Below are 15,161 nucleotides of genomic sequence, written 5' to 3'. Positions count from 1 at the left end.
GACTGCCTAGCCCAGCCCCAGCGAACCCGGGAGTAACAAGCCTGTCGGGAAACCGGGCGCCTTGCGGATGACCCAGCGGCGGCCGCGTCCGCGCCCGAACGGTTCCGCCTCGCCGTCGTGCGCGAGCCTTTCCAGCGCGCGCTGGACCGTGCGGGCGCTGACGCCCAGCGCGAGCGCGAGGGCGGAGCTGGACCAGGCCTCCCCGTCGGCCAGCAGGGCCAGGACATCGCCGTGCCGGTGTTCGCGCAGCGGCGCGAGGACCACCGGCTCCCGTCCGCCCCGCGGTGCAAGGGCGAACCCGCGCGCCGTCGCCCGCACGTCCGCCAGATCGCCCAGCGCGCGCCGCAAGCGGCCCACCTCGACCCTCAACCGCGCGCGGTGGCTCTCGTCGGCATGGCGCGCACGACAGGCGCGCAGCAGCAGATCTTCGCGCGAGACATCGGCCGGCCAGGCCTCCGCCAGCGCGCGCACCAGGGCAAAGAGCACTGGCCGGCTCGCCAGGGGGACGACGGTCGCCCCGCCGCGGACGGCATGGCGACAGGCATCGACCACCACCACCGCGCCGGAACCGAACAGCGCCTCCACTTCGGCCAGCGCGAGGGGGTGTCGCCGATCGCGCGCGATCCTGCAGGCGGCCGGTTGCCCGAAGGCATCGCGCGCCCGGTCGACTTCCGCCTGGAGCGCGGGAATCGCGAGGTGGCGGGCGATGCGATCGGCCTCGTCCAGCGCCTCGCGCGCGGGCGCCGCGCGTATCCGCCGCATCGCGATGCCTGCCCTCACCAGCCAGTACCCGACGCGCGAGACGGCGGGCAGGCAGCCGGGATCGACGCCGTCGATAGCCTGCTCCGCCTGCCCGATCCGGCCGATCAGCAGCAGGCGGCGGGCGGCAAGCGCCCCGGCATGGGCGGCATTGCGCGTGTCGCCGCGCGATTCGAGCGTCGCCCTGGCCCGGGCCAGCCGATCCGCCGGGCCGGCAAGATCGCGCGAGACGAGCGCGATCTCGGCCTCGGCCACGGCGCACCGGGCCTGCGCGACCGCTTCCCGCGATCCGAAGGCGCGCCCCGCCTTGCGCAACAGCGCGCGCGCCCGGGCAAGGTCGCCGAGCTGGGCCATGCCCATCCCCCGCAGGGCCAGCGCGGGCGGATCGTCGCGCAGGCTCACCCGCTTCAGCGCGGAGAGCGGGTCCCCTTCCCCCAAGGAGCGCGCGGCAGCGGCGATCTGCGAGTCCATCCTAATCCCGTCACACTTGTCACTCTCGGCCCGGCGCTCCGCCGGTTAGCCCGGGCGAGGCAAAGGCATGCCGATCGCGGCAGTGTCGGCAGGCAGGGGCAAAAGCGCAAGCGCCGCGAATGCGCGGCCCGCTCGCGCCGCTGCCGGTCGATGCCCGCACGCGCCCGCCGGATAACCGACAGGAGAACCACGATGACTGAATTCACCGTAACCGGCTTTCGCCAGGTGCCCCCGTTCGCGCGCGGGATCGTGCGCGACCTGCGCGTGCGCTGGGCCCTGGAAGAGGCGGGCCTGCCTTACGAAGTCGACCTGGTGGACCCATCGGAACGCAAGGCCCCGGCCTACCTGCGCAAGCAGCCGTTCGGCATGGTTCCCGCCGCGACCATCGACGGGGCGGCCCTGTTCGAATCGGGTGCGATCGTCCAGCTCGTCGCCGAAGAGAGCGAAGCCCTCATGCCGACGGAGACGGCCCCGCGGCGCGAGGTCGTCGTGTGGATGCATGCCGCCCTCAATACGCTCGAGCCGCCGCTGGACGCGCTCTTTGCCCTCGACATGCTGCACGGCGGGGAAAGCTGGGCACCGGCGCGCCGCCCCGGCCTGGTCGAGACGGTTCGCGACCGGCTGGCGGTGGTGGCGGGGCGGCTGGAAGGGCGCGCGTATCTCGTCGATCGCTTCAGCGCGGCGGATATCCTGATGGCGAGCGTCCTGCGGCTGGCGGGCCATACCGACTTGTGCTCGGCCGATCCCGTGCTCGGGCCCTATCTCGCGCGGTGCGAGGGGCGGCCGGCGTTTCGCGCAGCGCTGGACAGCCAGCTCGCCGACTATGCCCGGCACGAGCCGGCGGGCACCTGACAATGGCCGGAATCCAGCGCGTGCGGCCGCGGCACCCGGGGCGAGTCAGCGGAACCGCCCCCAAATGTCCACGGCCCGATCGGAAGGGAGAGACGCGATGAAAGGACTTAGCACGATGAAAGGACGAAGCACCATGAAAGGACGAAGCACGATGGAACGCCCCGTGTGGCCCGTCGTGCTGGCCGGCGGCGCAATGGCCCTCGCCCCCGCCGCCGAGGCGCAGTCGCGCGACCCCGCGCAATTGCTGCTGCGCGCCGATGCCAACGGCGACGGCCGCGTCACGCGGGAGGAGTTCACTGCCGGCAAGGCCCGGCTGTTCGACCGGCTCGACAGGAACCGCGACGGCGCCCTCGACAGCAGCGACCGCGGTCGCCGCGGGCTGCTCCGCCGCCGGTCGGGCGAACGGATCAGGCAGCTGATCGACGCGATGGACGAGGATGGCAGCGGCAAGGTCGAACGCCAAGAATTCGCTTATGGCCGGGCGCGCGTGTTCGACATGGCCGACGGCAACCGCGACGGCGTGGTCGATCGCGAGGAACTCGCCGCATTCCGAAAGCGCGCGGAAGAGCGGCGCCACCAACGCTAGAAACCCTTCCGCAAGCGTCCAGCGTGCCGGCCGCGGCTCCCGGGCCGGCACGCTGGTTCTCGCCTTCGGCCTCAGGCAGCGGGCACTGGGCACCGGGCACCGGGCCACCACCCTGAACGCTGGACCGGCCAGACCGAACGCGAACCAGGGGCGCGGCGCCGGGGTCGACCCGTCCGAGGACCGATACGAACAGTGGCCAGTTGACCGGCCGGGGCGGGCGCGCCGGCTGGGTGGATGACAAGCGCGGGCGGGGGCGATAAGGGGCGCGGTCGATGACGCAGTTGCGCGCCTTGATTCGACGGCATCGCCACCTGGCGATCGTGCTGCTCGTCGCCGCGTTCTGCTTCAAGATCGCCGTTCCCGCCGGGATGATGGTCTCCGCCGCGCCCGACCGGGTGCTGACCGTCACGATCTGCACCGGCGGGCTGGACCAGGGCCAGACGGTGGACATCGTCGTGCCGGGCGCGGGACAGGGCCACGCGGACGACGCCGGGGCCGGCGATCACTGCGCCTTCACCGGGCTTTCCAAGGCGGCGCTCGGCGGCGCGGACTCGGTCCTGCTCGCCGCCGCCTTCGCCTTCATCCTCGTGCTCGGCCTCGCGCCGCGCACCGGCGCGCCGCTCGCGCGCATTCCCTATCTCCGCCCGCCGCTGCGCGCGCCCCCGGCAGCCGCCTGACGATCTGAACCGATCCTTCCTGGCGATCCGGCCGCGCACGAAGCGCATGGCCGGGCTGTGCGGAGCAATAGTGACATGACCAAGCATCTTGGCCGCCTGCGCGGGCGGCATCGGGTATCCGGCCGTGCCGGGCCCGTTCGTAACCACTGGGCGGCAGCCGCCCTCCTTGCCCTTTCGATCCCGCTCGCCGGCTGCGGCGCGGACCCTGCCGATGAACCGCCGGGCGAGGCACCGGGCGCGGCCGTCGTGGCCGTGCAGGCCGCCTGGTCGCGCGAGACCGCGCCCGGACAGGACGCGGGCGGCGCCTTCCTGACGCTGGACAACCGCGGCGCGGAGCCCGACCGGCTGCTGGGCGGCAGCACCCCCATCGCCGAGGATGTCCAGGTGCACAGCGTCGACATGGCCGGCGGCGTCATGCGGATGCGCGAGATCGCCGGCGGGCTGCCGATCCCCGCGGGCGGCACGGTAACGCTGGAACCCGGCGGCTATCACATCATGCTGATGGGCCTGCGCGAGCCGCTGCGGCAGGGGGCCGAAGTGCCCCTGACGCTGACGTTCGAGCGCGCCGGCGCGGTCACGGTCGCGCTCGACGTCCGCCCGATCGGGGCCGAGGGGCCGTGGGAGGCGCACGATGACTGACCGCCCCGCGCAGCCCGGCGGCTGGCTGAGGCACCTGCGCCGCGCGCTCTGGCTGGCGGTGTTCGCAGCCGCCGGCATCGCCCTCTATGCAGCGACCAACCGGCCCGAGGGCCCAACGGTATCGAGCGACTTCGCCGACAGCGTCGGCGGGCCGTTCACGCTGACCGCCGCTGACGGTTCGACCGTGACCGAGCGGACGCTGGCCGGCAGGCCCTTCGCGATCTTCTTCGGTTTCACCCGCTGCCCGGACGTCTGCCCGACGACCCTCGCCCGGCTGGCCCGGCTTCGCGAGCGGATGGGGGACGGGGGCGACGAGTTCGAGATCGTCTTCGTCTCGGTCGACCCGGAGATCGACCGGCCGGAGGACATCGGCAACTACGTCGCGCTGTTCGACACGCCCATCATGGGCCTGACGGGCACGCCGGAGCAGGTCGAGGCGATCACGCAGGCCTACCACGTGTTCTACGAGAAGGTGCCGATCGATGGCGGCGGCTATACCGTCGATCACTCGGCCTCGGTCTTCCTGATGGACCGCGACGGCCGCCTGCAATCGATCATCGACCATCACGAGGATCCCGACAGCGCGCTCGCCAAGCTCGAGCGGCTCGTCGCCTGATCCTCGCTCCCTTTCTTCCAGGATAGCCGAACCATGACCATTTCACGCATTACCCTCGCGGCATCGCTCGCCTGCTTCGCCCTGCCCGCCCACGCCGAAACCGCCACCGAAACCGCGACCGCGGAAGGCGCCGGGGGGGCCGAGGGCCGCACGATCATCGTCACCGGCGCCCGCGCGGCCGACGCGGCGCAGGACCGCGCCGACGCCACGCCCGGGGGCACCGACGTCGTCACGCACGAGGATTACGCCGACAAGTCGCCCGTCTCGCTGCGCGACGTGATCGCCTTCTCGCCCGGCGTCTATCTCCAGCCGCGCTACGGCCAGGAAGTGCGCATCTCGATCCGCGGTTCCGGCCTCTCGCGCGGGTACCACATGCGCGGGATCACGCTGTTGCAGGACGGGGTGCCGATCAACCTCGCCGACGACAACGGCGACTTCCAGGAACTGGACCCGATCTTCTTCGACCACCTTGAGGTCTATCGTGGGGCGAATGCGCTGCGCTTCGGCTCGGGCACGCTGGGCGGCGCGATCAACGGGGTGACGCCGACCGGCGAGACGGCCGGCGGCCTCTACCTGCGCGCCGATGCCGGCAGCTTCGACACCGTTCGCGCGCTCGCCTCCGCCGGGCTCGAGGCCGGGGCGGGCGATGCCTGGGCCGCAGTCGCCTTCGACCGGTCGGACGGCGACCGCGACCATGCCGCGCGCCGATCGTTCCGCTTCCACGGCAATGCCGGGATCGGCCTGGCCGAGCGGGTCGAGACGCGCTTCTACGCCAGCGTCAACAACATCAACCAGGAACTGCCCGGCGCGCTGGACCTCGAAACGGTGCGCACGGCGCCGGAGACGGGCAACTTCGCCGGCGACATGGCGCGCGACATCGATTCGCTGCGCCTGCAGAACCGCACCCGCCTGCGCCTCGACGGGGGACAGGTCGATGCCGGCGTGTTCGTGAATGCCAAGTCGCTCTACCACCCGATCTTCCAGGTCGTGGACCAGGAATCGCTCGACCGGGGAGTCTATGCGCGCTTCGACTACGCGGCCGGTCGCTTCGCCCTGACCCTGGGCGGGGAGGCGCGTTTCGGCGACACCCGGTCCAAGCGCTTCGTCAACCTCGAGGGCGAGCGCGGCGATCTGACCTTCGATGCCGACCAGGACGCGCGCAGCGCCAGCGTCTACGGCGAAGTCCGCTATCGCCCGCTCGACGCGCTGCAACTGATCGCCGGCGGGGTCTATGCCGACGGCTACCGCCGGCAGCACTTGCGCTACAACGCCTTCATGGGCGGCGCGGTCGATGTCACCGGGCGGGCGGACTACGACGCGTTCTCCCCCCGCTTCGGCCTGCTCTACGAGCCGGCGCCGGGCGTCCAGGTCTTCGCCAACTACAGCCGCTCGGTCGAGTTTCCCGGCTTCATCGAACTGGCCCAGATCGCCGGCTTCGTCGATCTCGACCCGCAGCGCGCCTGGACGCTGGAGGCCGGCACGCGCGGCCGGCGCGGGATCGTGCAGTGGGATCTCAGCCTCTACCGCGCCGACCTGGAGGGCGAACTGCTGCAGTTCGACATCGGGCCCGACATCCCCGCCGCCACCTTCAACGCGGGCGAGACGCGGCACCAGGGGATCGAGGCGGCGCTGTCGCTCGATCTCGCGCCCTGGGCCCGGCTGCGGCAGATCTACCAGTACAGCGACTTTCGCTTCATCGACGATGCGCAGTACGGCGACAACCGCCTGCCCGTGGTGCCCGAGCACCTCTACCGCGCGGAGCTGCGCCTCGGCACCGATGCCCTGCACCTGGCCCCCAGCGTCGAATGGGTCCCGCGCGGGGCCTGGGCCGACTATACCAACAGCCTGCGAGTGGACAGCTATGCCCTCGTCGGCCTGACCGCCGGCGCGACCGTGGCCGAGGGGATCGACCTGTTCCTCGATGCGCGCAACCTGCTGGGCGAGACGGCGGTGGGAGACATCAGCGCGGCGATCACCGCGACGCCCGCGTCCGCGATCTTCTACCCGGTCGAGCGCCGCGCCGTCTTCGGCGGCCTTCGCGCGCGGTTCTAGGGGGGAGGCGACGATGGCCGATCCGGCGCTCTATCGCAGGGTATGGCGATGGCATTTCTATGCCGGCCTGCTCGTCCTGCCCTTCGTCCTCCTCCTCTCGGTCACGGGCGCGATCTACCTGTTCAAGCCCCAGATCGACCGGTGGGAGGAACGGGCCTATCACGGCCCGGCCGGCGGGGCGCCGGTCTCGCCCGACGCGCAGCTCGCCGCCGCGCTCGCCGCGCACCCGGGAAGCCGCTTCGTCCACTATCGCCTGCCCGAACGGGCCGGCGACGCGGCGATGGTCAGGCTCACCCTCCCCTCCGGCGAAGCGGCGGAGGTCTTCGTGTCCCCCGCCGGCGACGTGCTCGGCACGCTGGCGCCGGAGGGGCGCATCTCGCCCACCGTGGCACGGCTGCACGGCTCGCTGCTGATGGGCACCTGGGGCGACCGGCTGGTCGAACTGGCCGCGAGCTGGACGATCGTGCTGATCGTCAGCGGCCTCTACCTGTGGTGGCCGCGCCCCTTCCGCGCGGCGGGCACGCTGTGGCCCCGGCTCTCGCTGCGCGGGCGGCCCTTGCTGCGCGACATCCACCGGGTGACCGGCTTCTGGATCGCGGGGCTGGTGCTGGTCATGCTCGCCAGCGGGCTGCCCTGGGCCGGGGTCTGGGGCAGCGCGTTCAAGTGGGCGCGGGCGGAGCTGGGCCTGGTCGAAGGGCCGCAGGAGTGGAAGATCGGCAGCGGGGCCGCCCCCGCCCAGGCTCACGACCATGCCCACGGCCCCGCGGCCCCCGCGGCGAAGGTGCCCGCGGCGACGGGGGCCGCGCCCGGGGGCACCCTGCCCCTCTCCGCCTTCGTCGCGCGGGCCCGGGAGGAGCGGCTGGCCTTCCCCGCTCTCGTCCTGCCGCCCCATGCGCCGCAGGCCTTCGGCCCGCCGACCGGCAACGAGTGGACGGCCACTTCGATGACGCAGAACCGGCCGCGCGCGCTGACGGTGACTTACGATCCCGCGACCGGGGCGGAGACCGGGCGCCGCGGCTTTGCCGACAAGCACCCGATCGACCGCGCGGTCGGCTATGGCATCGCCTGGCACGAAGGGCAGCTGTTCGGCCTTCCCAACCAGCTGATCGGGCTGGCGACGGCGATCGCGCTGATCGCGGTCAGCCTGCTCGGCGCGTGGATGTGGTGGAAGCGCCGCCCGCGCGGCCAGCTCGCCGCGCCGCCACGGGTCGAACACCGCGCCGGCTGGGGCCTGCGGGCACTGGTGATCGCCCTCGCGATCCTCCTGCCGCTGTTCGCCCTCTCGCTCGTGGCGGTCCTGATACTCGACCGCGCGACGACCGCCTGGCGCGTGAAGCGAAGGGTCGCCAGCGCGTGACGCATAACACACGTATCGAAAGCGTGACCTTGCGAGAAAAGCCTCGCCTTTCCCGCAGGTTACACAGCCCCCGGCGCGAACCGATGTGACCTTCGGGCCGATACCGGACCGGGACCGGCGCCCCCGTGTGACCTTCGGGCCGGGCGGACGACAAAGCGGATAGCCAACGATGCGAAAGACCGATTGCACAAGGGCTAGCAAGCGCGCGGCCCTGTAGGAAAGCGGTTTGCGCGCCCGCCGCCCGCCGGGTCGTCGCCGGCGATGGGCAGCGATCTGGACATAGGTGATGACACCGGTTACCTTTCGCGAAAAACGGGGAGGAACGACTTGTCGAAACTGCTTTCACTGCGATCGGGGCTCGTCGCGGCGGCGCTGGCCGCGCTGCATCCGGGGCCGGAGGCCCAGGCCCAGGGCCGGATCGAGATCGCGCCGGACCAGCGCCATCTGCAGACCGAAGACGGCAAGCCGTTCTTCTACCTCGGCGACACGGCCTGGGCCCTGTTCCATCGGCTTACCCGCGAAGAGGCCGAACGCTATCTTCGCGATCGCGCCGACAAGGGCTTCAACGTCATCCAGGCGGTGGCCCTGGCCGAACTGAGGGGGCTGGACGAGCCGAACGCCTATGGCGAGCTGCCGCTGCTGAACCGCGACCCGGCGACCCCGAACGAGGCCTACTTCGCCCATGTCGACCACGTCATCGCGCGGGCCAATGCCCTGGGGCTGACGGTCGGCCTCCTGCCATCGTGGGGCCGTTACTGGCGCGATGGCGATTCGCAGATTTTCACGCCCGAGAACGCCCGGGCCTACGGGCGCTTCCTCGGCCGGCGATACCGCGACGCGGGCATCATCTGGATACTGGGCGGGGATTCGAACGTGCGATCCGCCAACGAGCGTTCGATCATCGATGCCATGGCGAAAGGCATTGCCGAGGGCGACGGCGGACGGAACCTCGTCACCTTCCATCCGCGCGGTCCCGGCCTGTCGTCGGCCCAGGTGCGCAATGCCCCGTGGCTGGATTTCTACATGAACCAATCCTCGCACGCGGCGCGCGATTTCGATACGGGCCTCTACGTCGAAAACGACCTGGCGCTGCGCCCGAGGCGCCCGGTCATCGACGGGGAACCCCGTTACGAAGGTATCCCGGTAGGATTCTACAACCGGGGCCATGACCCGCGGCTGCGGTTCGACGACGACGACGTGCGACAGGCGGCGTGGTGGTCGGTGATGGCTGGCGCGGCCGGACATACCTACGGCAACAACAACGTCTGGCAGATGTGGGCCCCGGGCCGCGAACCCGCGATCGGCGCGAACCGGCCCTGGCACGATGCGATCGAAGACCCCGGCGCGCGCCAGATGGGCCTGCTCCGCCGCTTCATGGAAGAACACCGGTTTCACCTGCTCGAGCCGCGACAGGACCTGATCCTGGACGGCCCGATGCATGGCCCTGCCAAGCTGCGCGCTGCACGCGCGGCCGACGGGTCGAGGATCATCGTCTATTCGCCCCGGGGCGAACCGTTCACCCTCGACCTCGGCGAACTGGAAGGCGGCATGCACACGCAGACCTGGTTCGATCCGCGCTATGGGGCGAAGTACCCGTTCCGCACCGAACAGAGCCAGGGCATCCAGGGGTTCGTGCCGCCGTCCAGCGGCGAAGGGGAGGACTGGGTCCTGGTTCTCGAAGCCGAGACCGAGCGAGAGGGATCGCCCTAGCCCCCCCGCCCCGGGCCGCCCCGGGCCGCCCCGCGCCAGCGCCGGCACCGGGGGCGACACGCCTTCACGCCCCCTTTTCTTTTGCGGCAAAGGGGCTAGCACCGCGGCCATGGATCGCGCTTCGATCGTGCATGAGAACTTCCTGCGCCGGGTGGCCGCGGGGGACCTTCCGCAGGGGCGGGCGCCGGGCGGGCCGCTGGAGCCGCAGGCGGCGGTGCAGCTCTATCGTTCGGGGTGCCTGACGCGCGCGCTCGATATCGTCAGCCGGCGGATGCAGGCGGCGGGCGAAGGGTTCTATACCATCGGTTCTTCCGGCCACGAGGGGATGGCGGCGGTCGCCGCCGCGCTGCGGCCCAGCGACATGGCCTTCCTCCATTACCGCGATGCCGCGTTCCAGATAGAGCGCGCCAACCAGGTGCCCGGCCAGTCGATCCTGTGGGACATGCTGCTGAGCTTCGCCTGTTCGCGCGAAGACCCGATCTCGGGCGGGCGGCACAAGGTCCTGGGCTCGAAGGCGCTCAATATCCCGCCGCAGACGTCGACCATTGCCAGCCACCTGCCCAAGGCGGTCGGCGCGGCCTATTCGATCGGCCCGGCCCGCCGCGTAAGGCCCGAGCACCAGGCCCTGCCCGACGACGCCATCGTCATGTGCAGTTTCGGCGATGCCAGCGCCAACCACTCGACCGCGCAGGGGGCGATCAACACCAGTTGCTGGACCGCGTTCCAGAACGTGCCGATGCCGCTGCTGTGGGTGTGCGAGGATAACGGGATCGGCATTTCGACCAGGACCCCGGCGGGCTGGATCGCCGCCAGTTTCGCGAACCGCCCCGGCCTCGGCTATTTCGCCTGCGACGGGCTCGACATCTACGACACATATGCCACCGCCCGCGCGGCGGCGGAATATGTCCGCACGCGGCGCAAGCCGGCCTTCCTCCATGTCCGCACCGTGCGCCTCTACGGCCATGCCGGGGCCGACATGCCGACGACCTACATGGCCCGGCACGAGGTCGAGGCCGAGGAAGCGAACGACCCGCTGCTCCACTCGGTCCGCCTGCTGGACGCGGCGGGCGCGCTGTCCCCGGCCGAGGCGCTGGCGATCTACGAGGAGACGCTGGAACGGGTCGAGCGCGTGCGGGCCGAGGCGGTCACCCGCCCGCGGCTGGAAACGGCGGGCGAGGTCATGGCCAGCCTGGTCCCGCCCGCGCGCACGAACGCGCCCGGCAACGGCCCTTCGGCCGAAGCGCGCGCGGACGCCTTCGGGGCCGACCTGAAGGCGATGGAAAGCCCCCAGATCATGAGCCGCCTGATCAACTGGGCGCTGACCGACCTGATGCTGGAACACCGCGAGATCGCGCTGATGGGGGAAGACATCTGCGCCAAGGGCGGCGTCTATGGCGTGACGCAGAAACTGGGCCAGCGCTTCGGCCGGGCGCGGGTGATCGATACCCTGCTCGATGAACAGTCGATCCTCGGCCTCGGCCTCGGGATGGCGCACAACGGCTTCCTGCCGATCCCGGAAATCCAGTTCCTCGCCTATTACCACAACGCCGAAGACCAGATCCGCGGCGAAGGGGCGACGCTGCCGTTCTTTTCGGACGGGCAATACACCAACCCGATGGTCGTGCGGATCGCCGGCCTCGGGTATCAGAAGGGGTTCGGCGGGCACTTCCACAACGACAATTCCTTCGCCGCGCTGCGCGACGTGCCGGGCGTGATCCTGTGCTGCCCCTCCAACGGGGCCGACGCGGCCAGGCTGCTGCGCGAATGCGTGCGGCTGGCGCGGGAGGAACAGCGGCTGGTCGTGTTCCTCGAACCGATCGCGCTCTACCCGATGCGCGACCTGCACGAGCCGGGCGACGGCCTGTGGCTGCGCCGCTATCCCGCCCCGGACGAACGGATCGCGCTGGGCGAAGTGACCACCCACGGCGACGGGCGCGATCTCGCCATCGTCAGCTATGCCAACGGCCTGCACCTCTCGCTCCAGGCGCAGAAGCGGCTGGCGGAGTCGGGAATCGCGAGCCGGGTGATCGACCTGCACTGGCTCAATCCCCTGCCCGCCGATGCCCTGATCGACGCGATCGGCGATGCCGCGCGGGTCCTGGTGGTGGACGAGACGCGGCGCACCGGCGGCCTGGCCGAAGCGCTGATGGCGCTGATGGCCGAACGCGGCGGCAGGCCGCATGCGCGCTATTGTGCGGAGGACAGCTTCATCCCCACCGGCCCGGCCTATGCCGCGACGATGCCGGGCGTGGAGGGGATCGTCGCCGCGGCGCGGGCGCTGACGGGGGACGCGGCATGAGCCGGCGCAGGACCGCCGTGGTCGTGTGCCCGGGCCGCGGCACCTACAACAAGGCGGAGCTGGGCTATCTCGCCCGCCATTTCCCCGATGCCCGCCTGCTGGCGGCCTTCGACGCGCAACGCGAGGCGGCCGGGCAGGACAGCCTGAGCGCGCTCGACGGGGCGGAGCGGTTCAGCCTCGCGCGCCATACCCGCGGCGACAATGCCTCCGCCCTGATCTACGCCGCGACGCTGGGCGATTTTCTCGCGATCGACCGCGACCGGGTGGAGATCGTCGCCGTCACCGGCAATTCGATGGGCTGGTATTCGGCGCTCGCCTGCGCCGGGGCGACATCGCCCGAAGACGGTTTCGCCATCGCCAACACGATGGGCACGCTGATGCAGGAGGCGCTGATCGGCGGCCAGCTGGTCCACCCCTTCCTGGGCGAGGACTGGCGGCCCGACCCGGCGCGCAAGGCGCAATTGCTGGCCATGGTGGCGGAGATCGGCGCGCGCGCGGGCCACACACTGGCGCTGTCGATCGATCTGGGCGGAATGCTGGTGCTGGCCGGCAACGCCGCCGGGCTGGAAGCGTTCGAACGCGCGGTCGAGCCGGTCGACGGGCGTTTCCCGATGCGGCTGGGCAATCACGCGGCCTTCCACACCGCCTTGCAGGAACCGGTGGCGGCGCGCGGGCGCGCGGCGCTGGGCCCCGGCCTGTTCGCCCAGCCCGCACTGCCGATGATCGACGGGCGCGGGGCGATCTGGTGGCCCGGCGCGACCGATGCGGGGGCGCTGCGCGACTATACCCTGGGCCACCAGGTCACGCGCAGTTACGACTTCACCCGCGCGATCACCGTCGCCGCGCGCGAATTCGCGCCCGACATGTTCATCGTCACCGGCCCGGGCACGACGCTGGGCGGCGCGGTGGCGCAGTCGCTGGTGCTCGCCGGCTGGCGCGGCATGGGCGACAAGGCCGCGTTCAAGGCGCGGCAGGGGGAAGAGCCGCTGCTGGTGTCGATGGGGCTTGCCGAACAGCGCCCGCTCGCCGCCGGTCAGTAACCCCAGCGCAGGCCCGCCCACAGCGTGCGCGGCGCGCCGAGATCGATATTGCCGCCCGAGCTGCGCGTCACCACCGTTTCGTCCGTCAGGTTCTCGCCCCGCAGGACCAGCGCGAGCCGGCCGGTCAGCGGCACCTGGGCATAGGCGCCCAGCGTGGTCGCCGCGGGCAGGACCTCGCTCTCGCGGTCGTCTTCGAACTGCGCGCCGACGTGGCGCAGCGAGGCGCCGAGGACCCAGCCGGGCGCGGGGGTCCAGGCGAGCGAGGCGCCGGCGGCCCAGCGCGGGGTCTGCGCCGGGCGATTGCCGTCGAGATCGGCCGAGGGGCCGCGCCCTTCGACTGCGGCATCGGTATAGGCGACCGTCGCGTCGAGCCGCAGGTCGCCGCGCGTTACCGCCAGCCCGCCTTCGACCCCGCGCGCCTCGATCGCGGGCAGGTTGCGCCGCTGGCGCAGGTTGGGGGCCAGGGTGACATTGGCGATCGCCCCTTCGACCCGGTTGTCGAAGGCGGTCAGCGCGATCTCGATCCCTTCGGCCGGGGCCAGGTCGATCCCCGCCTCGAACCCCTCCAGCCGCTCGTTGTCGAGCGCGGCATTGGCCTGCGTCACCACCGGGAAGACGACAAAGGGGCGGTAAAGCTCGTTCAGCGTCGGCTGGCGCAGCCCGGTATAGGCCGCCGCGCGCAGGCGCAGGCGCGGATCGGCGGCATAGGTCGCGCCGGCGCGCCAGCCCAGGGTCCAGTCCGCACGGTCGGGCGCGATCGTTTCTTCCACCACCGCGCCGGCCGCGTCGCGCGCGCGGTAGAACCCGTCGGACACCGTCGTCCGGTCGAGCCGCAGGCCGCCGGTCAGCACGAGGCCGGGGGCCGCGGTCCAGTCGTTTTCCGCGAACAGGCCGAGATCGCTGTTGGTCCCGCCCGCGCGGCGCCGTTCGGTCAGCGCGCCGGAGAAGGCGCTATAGGCTTCTTCCTGCAACTCGCCCGAGGCGCGGCGATAGTCGAGCCCCAGCCGCAGGACATGGTCCCGCCCCATCGGCGGGCGCAGTTCGAACTTGCCGCCAAGGCCGGTGGACGGGGTCTTGCGCTGATCCAGCACGCGGGTGAAGCGGCTGGAGCTGATCACGACGTTGGAGAAATTGCGCGCCTGGACATAGCCGAGCGCCTCGAACTGCCAGGCCCCCCGGCCCACGATCCGCAGGCTCGCATCCTGCCCCTCGCTCGACGAATCGGCCCCGTCGAAGCGCAATGTGCGATCGTCGCGGAAGACCAGCATCCGCGCCTGCAGCTCGACCGCCTCCCCCAGCGGCGCGCCCCCGCGCAGCGCGGCGGACCACGAATCGAACGCCGCGCGCGCGGTGGCGGGAACGCGCTGGTCGGCAGGCGTGGTGTAGAACCCCTTGCCCCGGTCCCACCGCGCATCGGCGACGACGAAGCCCGCGCCCAGTTCGCGCGCGAGGCCGAGGCTCGCCTCCGTCTCCCCCCGATCGTTGGCGAGCAGCGAGGCGGATAGCGGCGCGAGCGCGCGCGGGTCGGCGCTCTCCAGCTCGATCCGCCCGGCCAACGCGCCCGCGCCGAACGGGCCGGACCCGCCGCCGCGCGCGACGCGCACTGCGCCGAGGCGGTCCGGCGCGATCGCGCTGAGCGGGATGTAGCCGAAGAAGGGATCGGCCATCGGCACCCCGTCGAGCGTGACGAGCGCGCGGCTGGTCGCGTTGCCGCCCAGCGCGCGCAAGGTCACCCCCTGGGCAGAGGGGTTGGAGGAGCGGCTGTCCGACCGGCGATACTGCTGGAAGCCGGCGACCGCGCCCAGCACGTCCTCGATCCGGCCCGAAGGCGCGGCGAGGATCTGCGCGCGGCCGATTTCCAGGCTGTCGTAGGCCGGCGCGGCGGGCGTGGGATCGAGGCCGAAGCCGTGGACCACGATCTCGCGCCGCCTTGCCCGTTCATCCGGCCCGGTCCCATCCGACGCAGCGGGCGCGGATTCGGCCTCTTGCGGATCGGGCGCCTCCTGCGCGGACGCGGGCCAGGCGACGGGGAGCGAACAGAGGGCGGCGAGCGCGGCGGTGCGAACGGAAATGGTAACGGGCATGGGGCGGGCCCCTAGCCGA

At 71.9% G+C, this 15,161-nt stretch carries 12 protein-coding genes; 10 read left to right on the top strand and 2 right to left on the bottom strand.

Going from position 1 to position 15,161, the window contains the following annotated elements:
- Nucleotides 1–6 precede the first annotated feature (6 nt).
- Nucleotides 7–1,230 carry a helix-turn-helix domain-containing protein gene (locus T8T98_RS01770; RefSeq protein WP_251104276.1) on the bottom strand — a complete coding sequence of 408 codons (1,224 nt, stop codon included), beginning with the start codon at nucleotides 1,228–1,230 and terminating at the stop codon, nucleotides 7–9.
- A gap of 192 nt (nucleotides 1,231–1,422) precedes the next feature.
- Between T8T98_RS01770 and T8T98_RS01765 the strand changes: the two genes are divergently transcribed.
- The 10 genes from T8T98_RS01765 to T8T98_RS01720 all read left to right on the top strand — a co-directional run bounded on the left by T8T98_RS01765 (nucleotide 1,423) and on the right by T8T98_RS01720 (nucleotide 13,058).
- On the top strand, nucleotides 1,423–2,082 hold the full coding sequence (locus T8T98_RS01765; protein WP_251104277.1) for a glutathione S-transferase family protein: 660 nt from the start codon (nucleotides 1,423–1,425) through the stop codon (nucleotides 2,080–2,082).
- Nucleotides 2,083–2,233: 151 nt separating this feature from the next.
- Nucleotides 2,234–2,668 carry an EF-hand domain-containing protein gene (locus tag T8T98_RS01760; protein WP_251104278.1) on the top strand — a complete coding sequence of 145 codons (435 nt, stop codon included), beginning with the start codon at nucleotides 2,234–2,236 and terminating at the stop codon, nucleotides 2,666–2,668.
- Nucleotides 2,669–2,940: 272 nt separating this feature from the next.
- Nucleotides 2,941–3,345: a DUF2946 family protein gene (locus tag T8T98_RS01755; protein WP_251104279.1), complete on the top strand. Its 405-nt coding sequence runs from the start codon at nucleotides 2,941–2,943 to the stop codon at nucleotides 3,343–3,345.
- A gap of 75 nt (nucleotides 3,346–3,420) precedes the next feature.
- Nucleotides 3,421–3,984: a copper chaperone PCu(A)C gene (locus tag T8T98_RS01750; RefSeq protein ID WP_251104280.1), complete on the top strand. Its 564-nt coding sequence runs from the start codon at nucleotides 3,421–3,423 to the stop codon at nucleotides 3,982–3,984.
- Nucleotides 3,977–4,600, top strand: coding sequence for an SCO family protein (locus tag T8T98_RS01745; protein WP_251104281.1), 624 nt, complete (start codon nucleotides 3,977–3,979; stop codon nucleotides 4,598–4,600). The genes T8T98_RS01750 and T8T98_RS01745 overlap by 8 nt, the downstream gene beginning before the upstream one ends.
- A 33-nt stretch (nucleotides 4,601–4,633) precedes the next feature.
- Nucleotides 4,634–6,652: a TonB-dependent receptor family protein gene (locus T8T98_RS01740; protein ID WP_251104282.1), complete on the top strand. Its 2,019-nt coding sequence runs from the start codon at nucleotides 4,634–4,636 to the stop codon at nucleotides 6,650–6,652.
- Between the two features lie 13 nt (nucleotides 6,653–6,665).
- A complete protein-coding gene (locus T8T98_RS01735; protein ID WP_251104283.1) occupies nucleotides 6,666–8,009 on the top strand; it encodes a PepSY-associated TM helix domain-containing protein in 1,344 nt (447 codons plus the stop codon).
- Nucleotides 8,010–8,336: 327 nt separating this feature from the next.
- Complete coding sequence (locus tag T8T98_RS01730; protein WP_322295792.1) at nucleotides 8,337–9,719, top strand: glycoside hydrolase family 140 protein; 1,383 nt, start codon at nucleotides 8,337–8,339, stop codon at nucleotides 9,717–9,719.
- 109 nt (nucleotides 9,720–9,828) lie between these two features.
- Nucleotides 9,829–12,018 carry a thiamine pyrophosphate-dependent enzyme gene (locus tag T8T98_RS01725; RefSeq protein WP_251104284.1) on the top strand — a complete coding sequence of 730 codons (2,190 nt, stop codon included), beginning with the start codon at nucleotides 9,829–9,831 and terminating at the stop codon, nucleotides 12,016–12,018.
- Nucleotides 12,015–13,058 (top strand): ACP S-malonyltransferase, encoded by a 1,044-nt coding sequence (locus tag T8T98_RS01720; protein ID WP_251104285.1) that lies wholly within the window; start codon nucleotides 12,015–12,017, stop codon nucleotides 13,056–13,058. Before T8T98_RS01725 ends, T8T98_RS01720 begins: the two co-directional genes overlap by 4 nt.
- Here the strand turns inward: T8T98_RS01720 and T8T98_RS01715 are convergent.
- The gene (locus T8T98_RS01715; RefSeq protein ID WP_251104286.1) at nucleotides 13,052–15,142 is read right to left on the bottom strand and encodes a TonB-dependent receptor; all 2,091 of its coding nucleotides are present in this window, start codon (nucleotides 15,140–15,142) and stop codon (nucleotides 13,052–13,054) included. The genes T8T98_RS01720 and T8T98_RS01715 overlap by 7 nt on opposite strands.
- Nucleotides 15,143–15,161: the final 19 nt, after the last annotated feature.

This window comes from Pelagerythrobacter marinus (genome assembly GCF_034375205.1).
Lineage (GTDB): Bacteria > Pseudomonadota > Alphaproteobacteria > Sphingomonadales > Sphingomonadaceae > Pelagerythrobacter > Pelagerythrobacter marinus.
The sequence above is the reverse complement of the archived record's forward strand: the minus strand, read 5'-3'. Positions and strand labels throughout refer to the sequence as shown.

Coding starts and splice junctions, on each gene's coding strand:
- T8T98_RS01715 (WP_251104286.1), bottom strand. CDS start 15,142: ATGCCCGTTACCATTTCCGTTCGCACCGCCGCGCTCGCCGCCCTCTGT.
- T8T98_RS01770 (WP_251104276.1), bottom strand. CDS start 1,230: ATGGACTCGCAGATCGCCGCTGCCGCGCGCTCCTTGGGGGAAGGGGAC.
- T8T98_RS01755 (WP_251104279.1), top strand. CDS start 2,941: ATGACGCAGTTGCGCGCCTTGATTCGACGGCATCGCCACCTGGCGATC.
- T8T98_RS01760 (WP_251104278.1), top strand. CDS start 2,234: ATGGAACGCCCCGTGTGGCCCGTCGTGCTGGCCGGCGGCGCAATGGCC.
- T8T98_RS01725 (WP_251104284.1), top strand. CDS start 9,829: ATGGATCGCGCTTCGATCGTGCATGAGAACTTCCTGCGCCGGGTGGCC.
- T8T98_RS01720 (WP_251104285.1), top strand. CDS start 12,015: ATGAGCCGGCGCAGGACCGCCGTGGTCGTGTGCCCGGGCCGCGGCACC.
- T8T98_RS01735 (WP_251104283.1), top strand. CDS start 6,666: ATGGCCGATCCGGCGCTCTATCGCAGGGTATGGCGATGGCATTTCTAT.
- T8T98_RS01745 (WP_251104281.1), top strand. CDS start 3,977: ATGACTGACCGCCCCGCGCAGCCCGGCGGCTGGCTGAGGCACCTGCGC.
- T8T98_RS01740 (WP_251104282.1), top strand. CDS start 4,634: ATGACCATTTCACGCATTACCCTCGCGGCATCGCTCGCCTGCTTCGCC.
- T8T98_RS01765 (WP_251104277.1), top strand. CDS start 1,423: ATGACTGAATTCACCGTAACCGGCTTTCGCCAGGTGCCCCCGTTCGCG.
- T8T98_RS01750 (WP_251104280.1), top strand. CDS start 3,421: ATGACCAAGCATCTTGGCCGCCTGCGCGGGCGGCATCGGGTATCCGGC.